This is a genomic window from Dermacoccus sp. 147Ba, from assembly GCF_004151355.1.
In the GTDB taxonomy this organism is placed as follows: domain Bacteria; phylum Actinomycetota; class Actinomycetes; order Actinomycetales; family Dermatophilaceae; genus Dermacoccus; species Dermacoccus abyssi.
Genome location: NZ_SEHL01000009.1, coordinates 69,046 through 86,531, shown reverse-complemented (window position 1 = coordinate 86,531; position 17,486 = coordinate 69,046). Strand labels below are relative to the sequence as shown.

Genomic DNA, 17,486 nt, shown 5'->3' with positions numbered 1-17,486 from the left:
ACTCTCATCCTGGATCTTGCCGGTCACTTTCATGGCTGCGACTTAACCTTCAAGAAAGGGAGGGAGTCGACAATTTTCATCGTTCCGAGGCTCACTGTGACGATGCGGGCTAGGAGGTCGATGATGTACCGCGGGTCGCCGACTTCCTTCGACCAGTCGTTCGGGTCGTTGACGATGCCCGAGGCCTTGTCCGTCTTGATGTAGTAGCGATCAATGATCCACTCGATCGCCGAACGTGAGCCCAGCATGTAGCGGTACGCCTCCTGCGGGATGCCCGCGAGGGTGATACGCGAGTTGTAGTGGATCGTCGCGCGGTCGTGGCGCTCACCCGCGGCCTTCTGTTCGGGCGACGGCTTCCCGAAGCGCATCTTCTTGTCGCCGACGGCGTAGAACGCGTACGGGTCCTGACCGCCGGCAGGCTGCGCGCCGAGGCCCGGGAGTGGATACGGCTCCACGGTCTCGTATCCGAGGTGCAGCTCCGAGAGCTTGCGCCCTGCGTCGATGAACGGCTGCGCTTCTTCGACGAGCGGGATACGCGGCAGCACCTTCTTCAAGTCCGCCGCGTACGTCTCGCGGTAGTCGGGCGAGTGCAGCAGCCCGTAGACGTAGAAGAAGATGTCGTCCTTCGTGATCGAGGTTCCGTACGCCGCCTGGAACCTCGTCAGCGCCTCATCGGTGATGTTGTCGATGCGGCGGTATCCGTCGACGACGTCGTGTGCGGCTGAGGTGCCGAGCGACAGCATGCCTTCGTCAGCATCGACCTTCTCGTAGCGGTACCGGGGCACGAACTGGGTCGCATAACCGAACAACGCTGTGTCGGGGACGCAATCGAGCATCTGGACTGCGGGAAGAGCAACGTCCCGCGGGCCCATCGTCACGATTCCCAAATTGTCAACATTGGGAACTGGGAAGGAAACTGGGAGGATTCCTGGACGGTGTAACCAGTCGGGGTCGATCACCAGATTGGCCTTTTCGAAGGGGCGGTACATCGCGTGCCCTAGGCGGCCGGGGTCGAATCCGATGCGTTGTCCGCGGGCCAAACGCGATTCAAGAGAAGAGGACCACTTGATTCTGGCCGGGTCGTAGGACCGCTCGCCAGCGAGGGCTTCTTCATACGTCTGGACGGCACGGCGCATGGCAAGCGCAATGCGCTTTCTGCCCGCGTTATAGACCCAAGCGTCCCGGTTGCTCTGAACACCTGGCCTTCCGACCTGAAAGATTCCTCGCGGACCCTGGTCCGCCGCAAGGGGCAGGAACGCCTCAAAGTCGTCGCGGCGCTGGTTGAGCCAGTCGCCATGCGCGTTCGGGGCGATGGTCACGGCTCCGAGTCCCTTGACATCGACTGCTTTGGCGACTCTGGCAAGCTTCTGCTCGCGGGTGAGGTAGTCGCCGATGTCGGTGTAGTGGATCGTCGCGGAGCCCGACTTGGCAGGGTCCTTTACCACCACCAGTACGGCCGCAGTCGTTCTACCACCGGCGGCAAATACGTTGCCTGCCTCCTTCTTGCGCTGTTCGCCTGCAGTGCGTGCGTTGCCGCGCAGGTTGTAGACGTAGATGTCGCTGAACTCCTCGGCGAGGCTCTTGCGCATCCCGTCGGCGGTGTTCGAATCCAGCCAGCCACCATTCGTCACGTACGCGATGACGCCGCGGTCCTTGATCCGCAGGCTCGCCCACTTGATGGCGCGGATGTAGGAGTCGTACAGCGAGTTCTTGTTCGTCGCACTCGACTTTGCGGCGTAGGTATCACGGATCGCGGCGTCGAGGTCGGGGTACTTCTCGTTCGCGTTGTTGTCGTTCGCCGAGTCCTGCCCCGACGAGTACGGCGGGTTGCCCACAATCACCTGGATATCGAGCTTCTTGAGCTTCTCCAGGCGCTCGTTGTTCTGCACGAACACTTCGGTGTCGAGACGGTCGTCGTTCTCCCACGACTGGAACGTGTCGGTAAGGATCAGCCCCTCGAACGGCTCGTAGTCCGTCGGCTGCTCCAGCGACCCGCGCAAGTCCTGATACGTCGTCTCGATGTTGACGGCGGCGATGTAGTACGCGAGCAGCAGGATCTCGTTGGCGTGCAACTCGCTGGCGTACTTGCGCGCCAGGTCGTGCGGTTCGATGAGCCCGAGCTGCAGCAGGCGCACGATGAACGTGCCCGTGCCGACGAACCCGTCGAGGATGTGTACGCCCTCATCACTCAGCGTCTGTCCGAAGTGTTCGCGCAGCACGACGTCGGCCGAGCGCAGGATGAAGTCGACGATCTCGACGGGGGTGTAGACGATACCGAGCTTGTCGACGGTCCGCTTGAACGCCGTCGCGAAGAACTTGTCGTACAACTCGACGATGATGCGCTGACGCCCTTCAGCGTTGTCGATGCCCTCCACGCGCGAACGGACGCTCGTGTAGAACCCTTCGAGGCCTGAGTTCTCCGTGTCGAGGGAATGCTCGTCGAGGAGTTCGAGCATCTTCTCCATCGCCTGCGCGACAGGGTTGTGCTCGGCGAAGTCGTACCCGCCGAACAGAGCCTCGAACACCGGGCGAGTGATGAGGTGCTGCGCGAGCATCTCCACCGCATCATCACGCGTGATGCCCTCGTTGAGGTTGCCGCGCAGGCCCTCGAGGAACCGGTCGAACTCGATGGTGGCCGGGCTGCTCGAGTCGGTGAGGATGCCGTTGATGCGAGTGATGTGCTGCTCGGCGATCTTGGCCACATCGGTAGCCCACGATTCCCAATAACGACGCTCGCCGACCTTCTGCACGATCTTCGCGTAGATCGCGTCCGACCACTCACCCCAGATGAGGTCGAGCTCGCCCTGTGTCGTCTCCTCGTCGGGCGTGTGGACGTTGCCGTCACGGTCGATGCCGGCGATGCCGATCTTCTTCGTCGGCTTCTTCTTGTTCAGTTCGATCTGGTTGACGGTCGAGGTGAATCGGTCGTCATGGGCACGCAGCGCGCGCAGGACCTGCCACACGGTGGCGTACTTCTTGTTGTCGTTGAGGGCCTGCTCCGGCGGCGTCCCGGCCGGCACGGCCACCGGCAGGATGATGTAGCCGTACTCCTTGCCCGGTGCCTTGCGCATCACACGGCCGACGGACTGCACGACGTCCACCTCGGACGAGCGCGGCGTGAGGAAGAGCACCGCGTCGAGGTTCGGCACGTCCACGCCCTCGCTCAGGCATCGGGCGTTCGTCAGGATGCGGCACGTGTTGTCGGCCGGCTCGGCCTTGAGCCAGTCGAGACGCTCGTTACGAGCCAGCGCATTGAACGAGCCGTCGACGTGCTTGATCTCGATGCGCAGCGAGATCGACTGGTCCGAGGTGTCGTCATCAGGCAGATCCACGGCAGCAACGTGCTTGTTGACGACATCAGGGAAGGCCTGAGCGATCGCCTTGGACGTCTTGATGTCCTTCGCGAACGCCACCGCGCGCTTCATCGGCGCGAGGCTCTCCCCCTCGACCGTGTCGAAGTGCTTCGCGAGCCCCTGCCAACACCCGACCATGCGTGCGGCATCGCCGAGCTGGATCTCGCCATCCTGCGCAAGTTCGGACTGGAAGTTCTTGCTCACGTACTCCTCGTCGACAGCGAGGATGACGACGCGGTAATCGGTAAGCAGGTTCTTCTCGACCGCTTCCCCGAACCCGAGGCGGTGCAACTCCGGTCCGAACTTCGCCTCGTCGTCCATCGACGCGAGCTCCGCTGCGCCATCGAGTGCCTTCTTTTTCGAGTCCTCCCCGAAGATGCGAGGCGTCGCCGTCATGTAGAGACGCTTGACGCCCTTGATGACATCGTCGTTGTGCACGCGCACGAACGCGGACTCGTCCTGCCCCGCGACGCTCACACCCGTCGTGCGGTGCGCCTCGTCGCAGACGACGAGATCGAACGCTCCGAACCCGCCATGCTTCTGCGCGGCAGCGACGACGTCGATCGACTGATACGTCGAGAACACCACCGTCATCGATTCGGAACGCTCGGCCGCACGCGCCCATCGCTCCTGCACCACAGCGTTGTTCGTCGACGCAGGCAACGCGACGTCCACCGCAGAGATGTCCTCGACCGCGTTCGAACGACTCGTCGACTTCGGATCCGAACAGATCGCAATCATGTCGAGCGGCACCTCGGCATTCGCCGCCCACTCACGCACCGTCTGACTCAACAGGGAGATAGACGGCACGAGGAACAACACACTGCCACCCACGCCGACCTGCTGCTCAGCCAGACGCAACGACGTGAACGTCTTACCCGTACCGCACGCCATGATGAGCTTGCCGCGATCATGCGTCTTCAACCCGTCGATGACCTTGTCGATCGCGGTGCGCTGATGCGGGCGCGGGTTCTTCTTGCCCACCGTCGGGAGGGTGTCCGGCGCCGACCAGGAGAACTTCGCCCAGTCGACGTTCGACTCCTGCAGGTCCGCGAGGCTGATGCGGCGCACCGCGACGGCCTGATCACGGATGGTGTCCTCAGCGTTCTTCCCCCACGCCGCGCCCGTATCGACAATGATCCGCTGCCCGAACTTCGACGTGCCCGACGCCGACAGGAACGAGACGATATCGCCCTTCGACACCGTGTGATTCTCGGCGTAGAACTTGCACTGGATGGCGACGTTCTCCCCCGTCACCCGGTCGACGGCGACGAGGTCGATGCCCGTATCACTCTTGCCGTCACGCCCTGGCCAGTCCTGCCACAACCACACGTCAGAGAACTGATCGGCGAACAACGGATCCGTCTGCAAGTACGCCGCCATGAGCTGCTCGAACCGCGAGCCCTTGTCGCGCTCAGACGTCGCCTTCTCGCGCAGATCGTCGAGAACCTCATGCACCGTGACAGACATGGGGCCAATCTTGGCAGTTGCGCTTACTCCACCAGACCAAGACGCTCCGAATTCTCTTTCCGCGTTATAGGAATGGGCGCCGCCTGACACACCTGACGACGCGGCGCCTGCCTCTTCACAGAGGCAGGCGCCGCGTTACGTTCGTCGATGCGGAGCGGGCTCAGGCCCGCCAGTGCGAGCCGAGCGGGTAGCCGCCGTTGTCGCCGTTCTCCGTCGTCTTCGTCGCGAGCACCTGGTGCAGGTGCAGCCAGCCCTCCTCGAACGCCAGACGCGAGCCGGCCATGTAGATGCCCCACACACGAGCGGTGGGCAGCCCCGCTTCACCGACGCAGAAATCCCAGTTCGCCTCGAGGTTGTGGCACCACGCGGCGAGCGTGTGCGCGTACGACAGGCGCAGGTTCTCGTCGTGCTGCACCTCGAACCCGGCGTCGTGGCACTCCGCGATGAGGCGCCCCGGCGACGCGAGCTCCCCATCGGGGAACACGTAGCGGTCCGTGAACGGCTCCGGGCGCGCCGACGCCGTGTCGTCACGACGCGTGATGCAGTGGTTGAGCAGACGCCCGCCGTCACGCAGCTTCGAGTGCAGGAACGTGAAGTAGTCGTGGTAGTTCTTCACGCCGATGTGCTCCGTCAGGCCGATCGAGCTCACCTTGTCGAAGCCCGTCTCCGTCACGTCGCGGTAGTCGCTGTGGCGAATCTCGACGAGGTGCTCAAGGCCCGCCTCGCGCACCGCGCGCTGGCCCCACTCCGCCTGCTCGCGGCTCAGCGTCACACCGAGCACACTCACGCCACGCTCGCGCGCCGCGTGGATCGCCATGCCGCCCCAGCCGCAGCCGACGTCGAGCAACCGATCGCCCGGCTGCAGGTCGAGCTTGTCCGCCACGAGCGCGAACTTTCGCTCCTGCGCCTCCTCCAGCGAATCCGTCGCCGCGTCGTAGACGGCACACGTGTACGCCATCGACGGGCCGAGCACCTTCTCGTAGAACGCGTTCGAGACGTCGTAGTGGTAGCTGATCGAATCGGCCGCCCGCGACATCGGGTTCACCTTCGCGAGGTGACGCTTCCAGCGCGGCTGGCTCTCGATCTCCGGCAACGGCGGGTGCTTGAGCGCCTTCGTCCCCAGCGCCTTGACGATCGGCGCGAGCACCGACGCCGCGTCACGCTTGCCCAGATCCTTCACGCGCAGATCGCGCTTGATGAGGCTGAACACCTCGTAGGGGTCGCCCTCGGAGAAGCCCGTCCCCGTCAGCGTGCCCGTGAGGTACGCGCGAGCGAGCCCCAGGTCGCCGGGCGCTGTGAGGAGGTAGCGCAGCCCCTCCTCGTTCTCGATCCGCAGCTGGATCGCAGCGTCCTTCGGCCCGACGTCGGTGCCGTCGTACGCGGTGAGGCGCATCGGCAGCGGCTCCTCGAGCACCGCGGTGACGGCCTGCTGAACGAGGGGTGCGCCGGTCGGCGTGGTCATGCGTGGGTCCTTACCTTGTCTGCGAATTCGGGCAGTCGTCCCGAGGGGTCGTACATCGACTTCATACGGCGGTATTCGTCCGCGCCGTAGAGGTCTTCGAAGGTCTGAGCGTCGTAGTAGACGTCGGAGTACAGCGACTTGTGACCGCCCATCGTGGGCAGCACGGCCTCGATGTCGCGGTTGACGTCGCCGTCCGCGCGGCCGGGCTCGATGGCCACCGTGCCCCAGAACCCGACATTGACGTAGGTGCGGTTCGGCTCGAGCCGGTACAGGGGCCACGCCTGATCGCCGCGCAAACGCAGCGGGCAGACCCACACCGGCGTCATGCCGACGTGCTCGTCGAACCACGGCGTGAAGTTCACGAGTTCCTCGAGCGGCACCTCGACGTCCTGGACGACGCGCTCACGCGGTAGCTCGCCGCGCATCGAGTCGATCTTCGCGGCCACGCCGTAGCGGTTCTCGAAGCCGACAATGCGGTGGAATACGTCGCTGCGGCGGTACTTGCTCGGCCACAGCCGGCGGACCGTCGGGTTCTGCACACCGAACGCGTTGGAGCACCAGAACCAGTCCGTGTCCCAGCGCCAGATGTAGTCGTGCGCCGTGAGGGTGTCGCGGTCCAGCTCTTCGATGCTGCGGTAGAAGATGCGCTGACCGGTGTAATCGCTCGGGTGACGGCGAACGTCGGGGAAGAAGTTCGCGAGGACGAGGTAGCACTCGCCCGGCGAGACGATCATGCCGTCGAGGCCGTCGACGCGCTCGCCCTCCCACACCTCGTCCGCGACGATGCGCTCGATCGCCTCCGTCATCGCCCGGGCGGAATCGAAGCGGACGTTGCGCGTCTCGACGAGGTCGCCGATCGGCGCGAGCTCGATGCGCAGGCGCGTCGCATAGCCGAGGCTGCCGTAGCTGTTCGGGAAGGCCCGGAAGAGGTCGGCGTGCTCGTTCGTCGGCGTCGCCGTGACGATCGTGCCCTCCCCCGTGAACACGTCCATCTCAAGGACGGATTCGTGCGGCAGTCCGTTGCGGAACGACGTCGACTCGATGCCCAGGCCCGTCACCGCACCGCCGAGCGTGATGGTGCGCAGCTGCGGCACGACGAACGGCATGAGGCCGTGCTGAAGCGTGACGTCGACAAGGTTCTCGTACGTGCACATGCCCTGGACGTCGGCGGTGCGCGCTTCGGCGTCGATGCTGATGACGCCGACGAGGCCCTCGACGTCGAGCCCGCGGGTGGCGCGCTCGCGTGGACGGAAGAGGTTCGAGGTCTTCTTCGCGAGGCGCACCGTCTCGTCCGGGCCGAGCGCGGCGAAGGACTCTCGCAGGCGCGAAACAGCCCGCTCGTGAGCCTCGACTCCGACCGGACGCGCGGTCTGAGAATTTCTATTGAACACCGAAGTACCTCACGTTCTGACGCTACACCCGGCCCCAGATTATCCGCGACCTCCCGCGGATGAGACGGTGCTCACGCCCTGGGGTGTCTACCCGAACAGGGTTTCGCTCCACGCGTTGCGGAACATCCCGTCGGGGTCGAGACCGCGCGCCTCGGCATCCACCTCCGGCAGCGCCGGGATGAGTTCGAGCATCCGCTCGCGCGACGTGGCGTAGAGCTTGCCCCAGTGCGGGCGCGCGTCGAACGGCTCGAGCGCAGCCTCCAACCGAGGCAGGAAGCGCATGACGGCGTCCGGGTCGCGGTGCCACGTGATGTGCACCGCGACGACGTCCGCGCCGCGCATCGGGCTGAGCGACAGGTGGTCACCGGCGACGGCGCGAATCTCCATCGAGTGCGCCAGCGTGGCGAAGACGTCGGCGAACTGCGGCAGCGCTGACAGTGCGGCACGGGCGTGCTCGCGCGGCACGAGGTACTCCGACTGCACCTCCTCCCCCACGCTCGGCTCGAACTCGGAGCGGAAGTGCGTGAGGCGCTCGTAGCTCGGCCCGGCCACTCCGAGTTGCTCCGTGACGGCCACGGGGTCGGCACCCGGCGAGGGATGACGCGCACTCGTGGCGGCGCGGGCTCCGAGGATCTCAGCCGGCGCGGCGTCACCGCCGCGACGCTTGGCGAACAGGAGCGCGCGACCACCGTCCTGCCAGTTCGGGGCGAGGCTGAACGAGTACAGCTCGCCGACGAGCGTGTCGAAGTGCTCGACGGCGGCCGCGTAGTCGAGGCCCTCGTACACCGTCGTCGCGATCTCGAACGCGGGCACGACGTCGAGTTCGAGCTCGACGATCGGCCCGAACAGCCCCAGGTGCACGGGGTAGTGCGCAAAACCTGCGTCACCGCGACGCACGATGCGCAGATCGCCGTCGGCCGTGACGTGCGTGAGGGAACGCACCGCGGACGCAAGGCTCGGCTGCGTGACGCCGGAGCCGTGCGTCGCCGTCGCGATGGCGCCGGCGATGGTGATGTGCGGCAGCGACGCGAGGTTCGCGAGCGCCAACCCGTGCTCGGCGAGCGCCGCGTTCGCCTCGGCGTAGGTGATGCCGCCGTCGACCCACGCGGTGCCCTCGTTCGTCACCTCGACGCGGCGCGGCAGGTCGCGCAGGGTGACGTGGACGCCGTCGGTGTCGGCCATGGCGTTGAAGCAGTGGCGGGTGCCGACGACCCGCAGCCGCTTGCCCGACGCTCGAGCCGCGCGCACCGCGTCCTGCACCTGCTCGACGCTCGTGGGAGCGAGGCGCTCACTGGCTTCGTAGACGACGTTTCCGGCCCAGTTCGTCACGGGGATCTCGCTCATGAAACGACGCTATACCCGCGGGCCGAGGGTGAGATCAGCCGATGAAGTTGTAGTGCCAGGACTCGGGATTCGAGCCGTTCCGGTCGAGGTAGGCGGGCCGGTCCCAGCCGTACTCCTTGCCGTGAGCGGTGATCCACGTGTCGTACGGGCCACCGAAGCCGGAGCGATACGGAGTGCCGGACATGGCGCTGCTGCTGCGGGTCTCCAGATCGATGGCCACGCCCATCCCGTGGTTGGACGTGCCCGGCCGGGCAGCCCGGGGGTATCCGAGGAAGCCGGCGTACTTCTGCTGCGTCGTCAGGTCGCGGTAGGCCTCGCCGATCTTGATGTCGTAGCCGTACTGAGCGCGGAAGGCCGCGTTCATCTCGACGAACGACTTCGCGGCCGGGCACGCCAGGAACCGGGGCTGCGTGGGGGCCCAGTTCGTCTGGGTCCAAGAGGGCAGGGCGCACATGTCGTTCTTCTTCGCGACGCCGTTGTACGCGGACATGGCGTTGGTCGCGTAGATGAGGGCCGACGAGACGTAGCGACCCGTGTGAGCGCCGGAGGTGATCCTGAACCAGTCGTCGCTCACGTACTTGCCCTTGAGTGCGGTGCCCTTCGGGATGTACGCCACGAGCTTGGAGTGCGTTATCGCCGCCGAGCGCACCGCGATGGGGTCGCGGTTCGTGATGACGTACCGGGTGACGGTGATGCCGACGGGCGCTTTGTTCGTGCCGAGTGCGGTGGGCCCGGACCGCAGCGGGTCGGTCCACAGCAGGTCGATGTTGCGCAGGTACTTGCCGTTGTAGGGCCCGCCGGTGATCTTGAACAGCTTGGTGCCGGCAATATTGCCGGGTGACCTTGGTGTTCACGGGGATCGTGGTCAGCTGGGTTCCGGCGCTGTTGTACAGGTAGGTCTTGGCGTACCCGACCCAGGCCGGCGTGCCGGTCGGCGCGGGGAGGCTCGGCTTCTTGGCCGGCGGGGCAGTGGCCGTCGTCCTCGCGAGAACGCTGTCCTTGACGTACCTGCCCGCGTACTTGCTGGGGGTGCTGATCTTGACCCAGCCGTGGGAAAGCGTGCCGGTGACCGTTGTGCCAACGGGCATCTTGCCGACGAGGACGGAGCTCGTGGCCGGGCTCGTGCGCACATTCGTGGTCTGGAACGTGGAGCGGGTCACCGTGGTGGAGGTCGCGGCGGGCGCCGCGAGGCTGACGGCGGCGCTCCCCGCGACCGTGCCCCCGAGGGCGAGCGTCACGGCCACAACGAAGCTGCGGGGGTTGGCGAGGATCATGCAGTTCTCCAGGATTCAGGCATGCCCGCTCGCGAGGCGACCGAGGTGGTGGCCGGCGACGGACGACGGGCTCGTCAGGCAGCGCGAGCGCCGAGAATCCCGGCCACCACAGAGTCGCCCACACGACGCTGCGCGATGCCCGAAGGCACCGATCTTCGACGCCCCCGTGGAAGACGTTGCCGCCACGGTGCGTGACGGAGATCTCGCTCTTGGCGTGACGTTATACCCCCTGCACCGACAATCAGCCCGAAGCGCACGAATCCTTCAGACAGCCCCCGGTGACAAGTTCGTGTCGACACCCATGGCTGGCGGGCCTCAGATCGTGACGACCATCTTGCCGGTGTTGCCGCCGGTGAGCAGATCCATGAACGCCTGCGGCGCGTTCTCCAGCCCCTCGACAACCGTCTCGTCTTCGGTCACGAGACATTGCGAGGTGACGAAGATGCCCCGCTCAGTTGACAAGATTCTGGAGCACGCCGACGAACTGACCACCCGATTCGAGACCTAGGAGCCCAGCCCGAACGACGAGGTCGACCCGCGTGCTCCCGTGAACTGCGTTCGGCCGCCGCGGAACGCTCCTCCGCCGAGCGTCACCTCTGGGATCGGAAGCGGTTCGCCTGGCACGCGACTTCGGGATGTCGTGGCGGCCCTCGGAACCTTCATCGGAGCAGTAGCGAGACAGCGCTACTGCCCATGCGACGCATTAACCCGATTCACGAGTGCAGCGGCGCAACTGTCTGCTGGTAGAGCGCCAGGCGCGGTTCGTCGTCGACGAGCCGATAAACGCTCGTCATGAGCGCGGTGAACGGCTCGTCGTCCCCGCGACGTGCCGTGGCGCGGTACGTCAGCGCGGCAGCCGATGCGCCGAGGGGTAGCAGCTTCACGTTGCTGAGCTCGTACATCGACCACGGCGGCGCGCCGTCGAGCGACTCGACCACCCCGCCGCGATCGAGCAGGAGCCCGCCCGCCAGGAGCATGACGCCGTCATCGGTCATAAGGCGGCCGTAGAAGTCAGCACCCGTGCGCGAACACAGCGCCTGCCAACCGCGGTGCTCCAATGTGACGAGGCGTTCTTCGCTCAGGTTCGACACGGTGGGCCTCAGATCGTGACGACCATCTTGCCGGTGTTGCCGCCGGTGAGCAGATCCATGAACGCCTGCGGCGCGTTCTCGAGCCCCTCGACAACCGTCTCGTCCCACGTGACCTCGCCGGAGCCGATCCAGCGCGCCATCTTCTCCTGGAACTCGGGCACGAGGTCGCGGTGGTCGGCCTGGATGAACCCGCGCATCGTGAGGCGCTTTCCGATCATGAGGGCCAGGTTGCGCGGCGCAGCTGGCGGCTCTGCCGAGTTGTACTGCGCGATGGCGCCACACATCGCGATGCGCCCGTTGAGGTTGAGGGCCGAGATGGCCGCCTCGAGGTGGTCGCCGCCCACGTTGTCGAAGTACACGTCGATACCGTCGGGCGCCGCGTCCTTGAGCTGACGACGCACGTCGCCGTCCTTGTAGTTGAACGCCGCGTCGAAGCCGCTCTCCTTGGCGCGCTCAACCTTCTCCGGCGAACCGGCCGAACCGATGACGCGCGACGCGCCCTCGAGCTTCGCGATCTGCCCCACGAGCGAACCGACGGCACCCGCCGCGCCCGAGACGAAGACCGCGTCGCCCGGCTTGAACTCGGCCGTGCGCAGCAGGCCGCCGTACGCGGTGATGCCCGGCATGCCCAGCACGCCGAGGTACGTGGACGGCGAGATCTCGACGCCGTCGATCTCCCGCTCCACCTTGCGCGCGCCCTTCGCCGGGACGACCGCGAGGTCGCGCCAGCCGAGACCGTGCAGCACGAGGTCGCCCGCGGCGAACCCGTCGGCCTTCGACTCGACGACCTCACCGACCGCGCCACCGTCGAGCGGCTCGTCGATCTGGAACGGCGGAACGTACGACTTCACGTCGTTCATGCGCCCACGCATGTACGGGTCGACGCTCATCACGACGTTGCGCACGAGCAGCTCACCGTCACCGAGCGCGGGCAGTTCGCGCTCCTCGAGACGGAAGTTGTCGGCCGTCGGAGCACCCTCCGGGCGCGACGCGAGAACGATGATGCGGGCCTTGTCGAAAGTCATGCCTTCACCATGTCACACACCCCTGACAACCCCCTGGCCGCATGGCGCAAGATGGAACCATGACCATCGAGATCTCGTACGCCACCGAGGCCGACATCGACGACGTCGCAAGCCTTTTCGAGCAGTACCGCAGCTTCTACGGCAAGGCCCCGACGCACGACGCCCGCACCTTCCTCGAGGAGCGCGTGGCCGGTGGCCAGTCGCTCGTCCTCGTCGCCCGCGACGGCTACCGCGTCCTCGGCTTCGCTCAGGCCTACCGCGCGTTCGACTCGATCCGCCTCGCCCACGAGTGGATCCTCACCGACCTCTTCGTCGACGGCGCCGCCCGCGGTCGTCGCGTCGGCGGTGGCCTCGTCGACGCTCTCGTGACGTCGGCGCGCGACAACGGCGCCCACGCCGTCATCGTCGAGACGGAGGCCGACAACGGCTACGCCCACCGTCTCTACGAATCGCGCGGGTTCGAGCAGGCCCGTGACACCGGCCGCTCCGTCCGCTACGCCCTGCACCTGCGCGACCACCACTGACGTCCGCAACGGGCTACAGCGAGCGCGCGACGAGCTCCTTCATCACCTCGTTGGCTCCGCCGTAGATCTTCTGGATGCGCGCGCCGGCGTACATCTTGGCGATGGGGTACTCGGACATGAAGCCGTACCCGCCGAAGAGCTGCAGCACGCGGTCGATGACGTTGCACTGCACGTCGGTGGTCCAGAACTTCGCCCGCGAGGCCGTCGCGGAGTCGAGGTCTCCGTTGACGTGCAACCCGATGCAGTGGTCGAGCAGTGTGCGGGCGGCGAGTACGTCCGTCGAGCACTCGGCGAGGACGAAGCGCGTGTTCTGCAGGTCCATGAGCACGCCGTCGAACATCTCGCGCGACTTCGCGTGTTCCACACCCAGCTCGATGGCGAGCTCCGCCGAACCGACGGCCGTGCACGCCAGGCCGAGGCGCTCCTGCGGCAGCTGCTCCATGAGGTGGTAGAAACCGCGGCCCTCCTCGCCGAGAACGTTCTCGACCGGAACGCGCATGTCGGTGAAGTGCAGCTCGCGGGTGTCCTGGCCGTGCTGGCCGATCTTCTGCAGCACACGTCCGCGCTCGAATCCCTCGAGTCCGTCCGTCTCGACGACGAGCAGCGAAATGCCCTTGTGCCCGGCCTTAGGGTCACGCTCGCTGGTGCGGGCCACGACGACGATGAGGTCCGCGTGGCCGGCGTTCGTGATGAACGTCTTCGACCCGTTGACGACGAAGTCGTCGCCGTCACGCACCGCGCGGGTGCGCAAACGCTTGAGGTCCGAACCGGCACCCGGCTCCGTCATCGCGACGGCGCCGACCATCTCGCCGGTGCACATCTTCGGCAGCCACCGCTTCTTCTGTTCCTCCGTGCCGTAGGCGAGCACGTAGTGCATCACGATGATCGAGTGCACGACAAAGCCCCACGAGTCGTCACCGGCGCGTGCCTGCTCCAGCGCGACGACGGCCTCGTGGGCGAACGTACCGCCCCCGCCGCCGTACTCCTCGGGGATCGACAGGCCCAGCAGCCCGAGCTCACCGGCCTTCGTCCACACCTCGCGGTCCACGGCGTGCTGCTCGTGGAAACGGTCGATGTGCGCGGCGAGTTCGTCCTCGCAGAAACGTCGGGCGAGGGTGCGCAGATCGTCGAGTTCCTCGTTCATCCACGGCGATCGGTAGGGCAGAGGCGCGGTGGGGCTCATGCCTGATCCTTTCGAGCTGACGGGCGGTGCCCCCAGTGTGCCGCACCTCACATGAACGGCGGGCGTTCGCCCCCGCCGAACCTGTCGACCGAAATTCAAACCGAAGGGCGAAAAACAGCGTCGAATATCGCCCGGTTCGGTGCATCTGAGACAAGCGTTCGGCTACGATCTCGCCTGCAGGGGTGCACACGGGAGCGAAGGTTGCAAAATCGCCACGCAGCCACCGCTTTTGAAACACGTTGCAACCGCCAGGTTGCGAAGTGTCGACACGAGAGAACTCTCGCGTCTACGCAGGACGTCGCCCGGGAGGGCGGCACGAAGGAGTCGACACCGATGGCGAGCCACGACGCCGGATGGGACGCGTTCCGTAGCGAACTGCGTCACTGGATGGAACTGCGTCACTTCACGAGCCGCGCGCTCGCAATGAAGCTGAACGACGCCCTCGGGGCGTCGAGCGACGTCAACCTCGACGAGCACGTGGTCAAGCGTTGGCGCCACTCCACCGCGCCGCCCCTGGCCGCGGTTCGCCACATCGCCGCCATCCTCGAGATGAGCGACGACCCGACGGGCGCCGCTCCGCACGACCCGACCTTCATCCTGCGCCGCATGGGCCTGCTCGACGAGCCCGCGACGACGGGCGAACTCGTCGACTCCAGCTTCCGCCTGCAGGAGCTGCGTCTGCGCCTGCTCGACGTGCGTGCCTCCCTCGGCGAACACTCGGCACGAAGCGGCGCCGGCCGCCTCGTCCAGACGGCGATGTCGCACGGCTACGCCGCAGCCGTCTACCCCGTGTGGGCCGGCCCCACCGGCTACCCAATGCACGTCTCCGACCGCATCGACTTCCGCGCAGCGCGCCCGGGCCTCGGCAGCATCGACGACGTCCCCGCGATGCGGTCGCTGTTCGTGGAGAACTTCGTCGTGCCCGGCGAGCTCGGTCCACGATTCAGCACCCAACCCGACGACCTCGCGACGCAGGAGCACTGGGCCATCCCGCACATCGGGCGCCCCTCGACGCGCAGCGGGCACGTGCTGCACCTCGCCGTGCCGTCGATCGCCGTGTCGGCGCAGACGGCCCGCGCATGGGTCGACGACGTCGCCTCGATGCTCGCCTGGGTGCTCGGCTACGGCTTCGTCAGCACCCGCGAGATCGCTCGCGAACTGACGCGCAACCCGTTCGCCACCGAGGCACTGCGCAACGACGTCCACGAGCAGTTCCTCACCCAGGCGCCCGCGCGTCACGTGTGGTCACACCACGCCGCCGGCCTGCCCAGCGACAACCCGGGCGCGCCCTGGACCGACGCCAGCGGCGCCGTCGCCTCCTCGCTCGTCCACGTCCGCCTAGTCGAGACCGACGCCGTCCTCGACCACGAGAGCGACTGGCTCGCCGAGCAGCTCGGCACCACCGAGGAGGAGGCAGCCGTGCTCGCCAAGCGCGACCGCGACGAAGCCGCCAGCCGCCTCGACTCCCCGACCATGCAGCAGGTGCGCCACCGCGTCGTCACCGTGCCGGTCGAACTGCTGACCGACGCCTCGGACCGCTGGGAGCAGGTCTTCCAGACCGTGCTGCTCGTGACGCACCGCCTCCACGAGCTGGGCGTGAACGTCGACCTGTACCCCATCCACGAACGACTCGCGCGCGACGAACCGGACATCGCGCCGACGATCCTGCGATGGCTGGCCGACCACGGCTCGCCGCTCGTCAGCGAGACCTTCTCGTCGTCGCACCATCTCGGCTGAAGTTTCACCGGAAATCTGGCAACGCTGTGCCGTAGATTGAACATTCGACCTGCTTCTCGAGGTCGAAGCGCGAGACGACGGCGCCTCCATGCTGCGCCACCCCGCCCCCGGATCCTTCTCCTCTACCACCAGGAGCACCTTCGACGGATGGCTGCACACGACGCGAGTTGGGACATCTTCCGCTCCGAACTCAAGCATTGGATGGAACTGCGCAGGTACACGAACAAGGCCCTCGCAGACGCGATCAACGCCGACGCCGATGACGCCGGCCTCTCCGCGCCCATCACCGAACAGATCATCAAGCGCTGGCGGCACTCCACGTCGCCGCCGCTGCAGTCACTCAAGGTGATCGGCCGCATTCTCGGCATGAGCAACGACCCCGCCGGGAACGCACCGTACGACCCGACGTACCTGCCGCGCGCCATGGGAATCCTCGAGGCCGCACCGGAGCACTCGGAACTCATCGAGGCGGCCTACCGGCTGCAGACCATCCGCGCGAAGATCACCGACGCCCAGAGCACCCTCGCGAGCGCCACGGCCGACGAAGGTGTCGTCAACATCGTGCGCAGGGCGATGGAGAGCGGCCTCGGTGCCGCCGTCCTCCCGGTGTTCGAGGGGCCGCGCGGTTACCCGATGCACGTGTCGGACCGCATCGATCTGCGTGAACCGCAGCCCGACCGTCCCGCGCCCAAGCCGATCGACCATCCCGGGCTCGCCGACGCTCTGCAGGACTCGTTCGCCGTCGTCAGTCGACGGACGCCGCGTTTCGCGGTCGCAGCCGACGCCGCTCCCCCGGTGACGTTGTCGCCGTGGGCCGTTCAGTACGTCGGACGCCCCCGCCCCGGCATCGTGCACCGCCCGCACGACGGCGTTCCGGCCGTCGTCATCACCTCCGTCACGACGACGCCGTGGACCGACGACGTCGGCGCCCTCGTGGCGATGGTGCTCGGCTACGGCTTCACGACGACGCGTGAGTTGGCGCGCGAACTCGTCAAGGACCCGTACCGCAGCGACCACCTGCGCAACGACATCCACGACAACTTCCTGTCCGCGGCGACGCCGACGCGGCGCGTCTGGTCGCACCACGGCTCGATCCTTTCCGGCGACAATCCGTACGCACCGTTCCGCGACGCACAGGGACGCGTCACGAATCAGCTCGTGCAGATCTGCCTCGTCGAGGACGACGCCTCCCTCCTGCACACCGCGCAGTTCCCGCCCGGGCGTCTCGGCGGGGGACGCCCCGTCGACGAGGTGTCCTCGGAGTTCGACGAACTGCGCCGTCAGCGGGACACCATGGTGGCGCGCGCGGAGGAACTCACCGGGAACGTGCGCGTCTTCTCCCTGCCCGTGACCTTCTCCCCGGAACCCGACGAGCGCTGGCTGCAGGTCTTCCGCTGCACCCTCGCCGTGCTGCAGATCATCGCCGGGCTCGGTATCGACGGCGACCTGCGTGACGTCCACGACCGTCTCGTGCGCAGCGACCCGCAGGTGGCGCCGCAGGTGCTGCGCTGGCTCGCCGACCACGACGCGCCCTTCGTCGATCCGCGCTACCGCACGCGCCGCTGACCCCCGCGGGGTGGAGATGCTGGACGCGTGGACGGCGAGGGCGTAGAACAGGAATCGACTTGTACG

11 protein-coding genes and 1 pseudogene are annotated in these 17,486 nt (G+C 66.8%); 3 read left to right on the top strand and 9 right to left on the bottom strand.

Annotated features, from left to right (window positions below; genetic code table 11):
• Positions 1–29: 29 nt before the first annotated feature.
• The 8 genes and pseudogenes from EVU97_RS12175 to EVU97_RS12140 form a co-directional block, all read right to left on the bottom strand.
• A complete protein-coding gene (locus EVU97_RS12175; protein WP_129666159.1) occupies positions 30–4,823 on the bottom strand; it encodes a type ISP restriction/modification enzyme in 4,794 nt (1,597 codons plus the stop codon).
• 160 nt (positions 4,824–4,983) lie between these two features.
• Positions 4,984–6,285 carry a cyclopropane-fatty-acyl-phospholipid synthase family protein gene (locus EVU97_RS12170; RefSeq protein WP_129666157.1) on the bottom strand — a complete coding sequence of 434 codons (1,302 nt, stop codon included), beginning with the start codon at positions 6,283–6,285 and terminating at the stop codon, positions 4,984–4,986.
• Positions 6,282–7,676, bottom strand: coding sequence for an FAD-binding oxidoreductase (locus tag EVU97_RS12165; RefSeq protein ID WP_129666155.1), 1,395 nt, complete (start codon positions 7,674–7,676; stop codon positions 6,282–6,284). Before EVU97_RS12165 ends, EVU97_RS12170 begins: the two co-directional genes overlap by 4 nt.
• Positions 7,677–7,763: 87 nt before the next feature.
• On the bottom strand, positions 7,764–9,020 hold the full coding sequence (locus EVU97_RS12160; RefSeq protein WP_129666153.1) for an FAD-binding protein: 1,257 nt from the start codon (positions 9,018–9,020) through the stop codon (positions 7,764–7,766).
• 34 nt (positions 9,021–9,054) lie between these two features.
• The gene (locus tag EVU97_RS12155) at positions 9,055–9,636 is read right to left on the bottom strand and encodes a M15 family metallopeptidase (protein ID WP_129666151.1); all 582 of its coding nucleotides are present in this window, start codon (positions 9,634–9,636) and stop codon (positions 9,055–9,057) included.
• Positions 9,637–10,609: 973 nt separating this feature from the next.
• A pseudogene (locus tag EVU97_RS15460) lies at positions 10,610–10,714 on the bottom strand (NADP-dependent oxidoreductase); the annotation flags it as partial.
• A gap of 293 nt (positions 10,715–11,007) precedes the next feature.
• Positions 11,008–11,385: a nuclear transport factor 2 family protein gene (locus EVU97_RS12145; RefSeq protein ID WP_047310707.1), complete on the bottom strand. Its 378-nt coding sequence runs from the start codon at positions 11,383–11,385 to the stop codon at positions 11,008–11,010.
• An 8-nt stretch (positions 11,386–11,393) separates the two neighbouring features.
• Positions 11,394–12,410 (bottom strand): NADP-dependent oxidoreductase, encoded by a 1,017-nt coding sequence (locus EVU97_RS12140; protein ID WP_129666149.1) that lies wholly within the window; start codon positions 12,408–12,410, stop codon positions 11,394–11,396.
• A 59-nt stretch (positions 12,411–12,469) separates the two neighbouring features.
• On the opposite strand from EVU97_RS12140, the gene EVU97_RS12135 reads away from it, so the two are divergent.
• On the top strand, positions 12,470–12,934 hold the full coding sequence (locus EVU97_RS12135) for a GNAT family N-acetyltransferase (RefSeq protein WP_165357958.1): 465 nt from the start codon (positions 12,470–12,472) through the stop codon (positions 12,932–12,934).
• A 13-nt stretch (positions 12,935–12,947) separates the two neighbouring features.
• On the opposite strand, the gene EVU97_RS12130 is transcribed toward EVU97_RS12135, so the two are convergent.
• A complete protein-coding gene (locus tag EVU97_RS12130) occupies positions 12,948–14,117 on the bottom strand; it encodes an acyl-CoA dehydrogenase family protein (RefSeq protein WP_129666145.1) in 1,170 nt (389 codons plus the stop codon).
• 333 nt (positions 14,118–14,450) lie between these two features.
• On the opposite strand from EVU97_RS12130, the gene EVU97_RS12125 reads away from it, so the two are divergent.
• Both EVU97_RS12125 and EVU97_RS12120 read left to right on the top strand, forming a co-directional pair.
• Positions 14,451–15,854 carry a hypothetical protein gene (locus EVU97_RS12125; protein ID WP_129666143.1) on the top strand — a complete coding sequence of 468 codons (1,404 nt, stop codon included), beginning with the start codon at positions 14,451–14,453 and terminating at the stop codon, positions 15,852–15,854.
• 147 nt (positions 15,855–16,001) lie between these two features.
• Positions 16,002–17,420: a hypothetical protein gene (locus EVU97_RS12120; RefSeq protein WP_129666141.1), complete on the top strand. Its 1,419-nt coding sequence runs from the start codon at positions 16,002–16,004 to the stop codon at positions 17,418–17,420.
• Positions 17,421–17,486 lie beyond the last annotated feature (66 nt).

What these genes read in the sequence shown, in the direction of transcription:
- EVU97_RS12175 (WP_129666159.1), bottom strand. Translation starts at nt 4,823, where the DNA reads ATGTCTGTCACGGTGCATGAGGTTCTCGACGATCTGCGCGAGAAGGCG.
- EVU97_RS12170 (WP_129666157.1), bottom strand. Translation starts at nt 6,285, where the DNA reads ATGACCACGCCGACCGGCGCACCCCTCGTTCAGCAGGCCGTCACCGCG.
- EVU97_RS12160 (WP_129666153.1), bottom strand. Translation starts at nt 9,020, where the DNA reads ATGAGCGAGATCCCCGTGACGAACTGGGCCGGAAACGTCGTCTACGAA.
- EVU97_RS12140 (WP_129666149.1), bottom strand. Translation starts at nt 12,410, where the DNA reads ATGACTTTCGACAAGGCCCGCATCATCGTTCTCGCGTCGCGCCCGGAG.
- EVU97_RS12135 (WP_165357958.1), top strand. Translation starts at nt 12,470, where the DNA reads ATGACCATCGAGATCTCGTACGCCACCGAGGCCGACATCGACGACGTC.
- EVU97_RS12130 (WP_129666145.1), bottom strand. Translation starts at nt 14,117, where the DNA reads ATGAGCCCCACCGCGCCTCTGCCCTACCGATCGCCGTGGATGAACGAG.
- EVU97_RS12125 (WP_129666143.1), top strand. Translation starts at nt 14,451, where the DNA reads ATGGCGAGCCACGACGCCGGATGGGACGCGTTCCGTAGCGAACTGCGT.
- EVU97_RS12120 (WP_129666141.1), top strand. Translation starts at nt 16,002, where the DNA reads ATGGCTGCACACGACGCGAGTTGGGACATCTTCCGCTCCGAACTCAAG.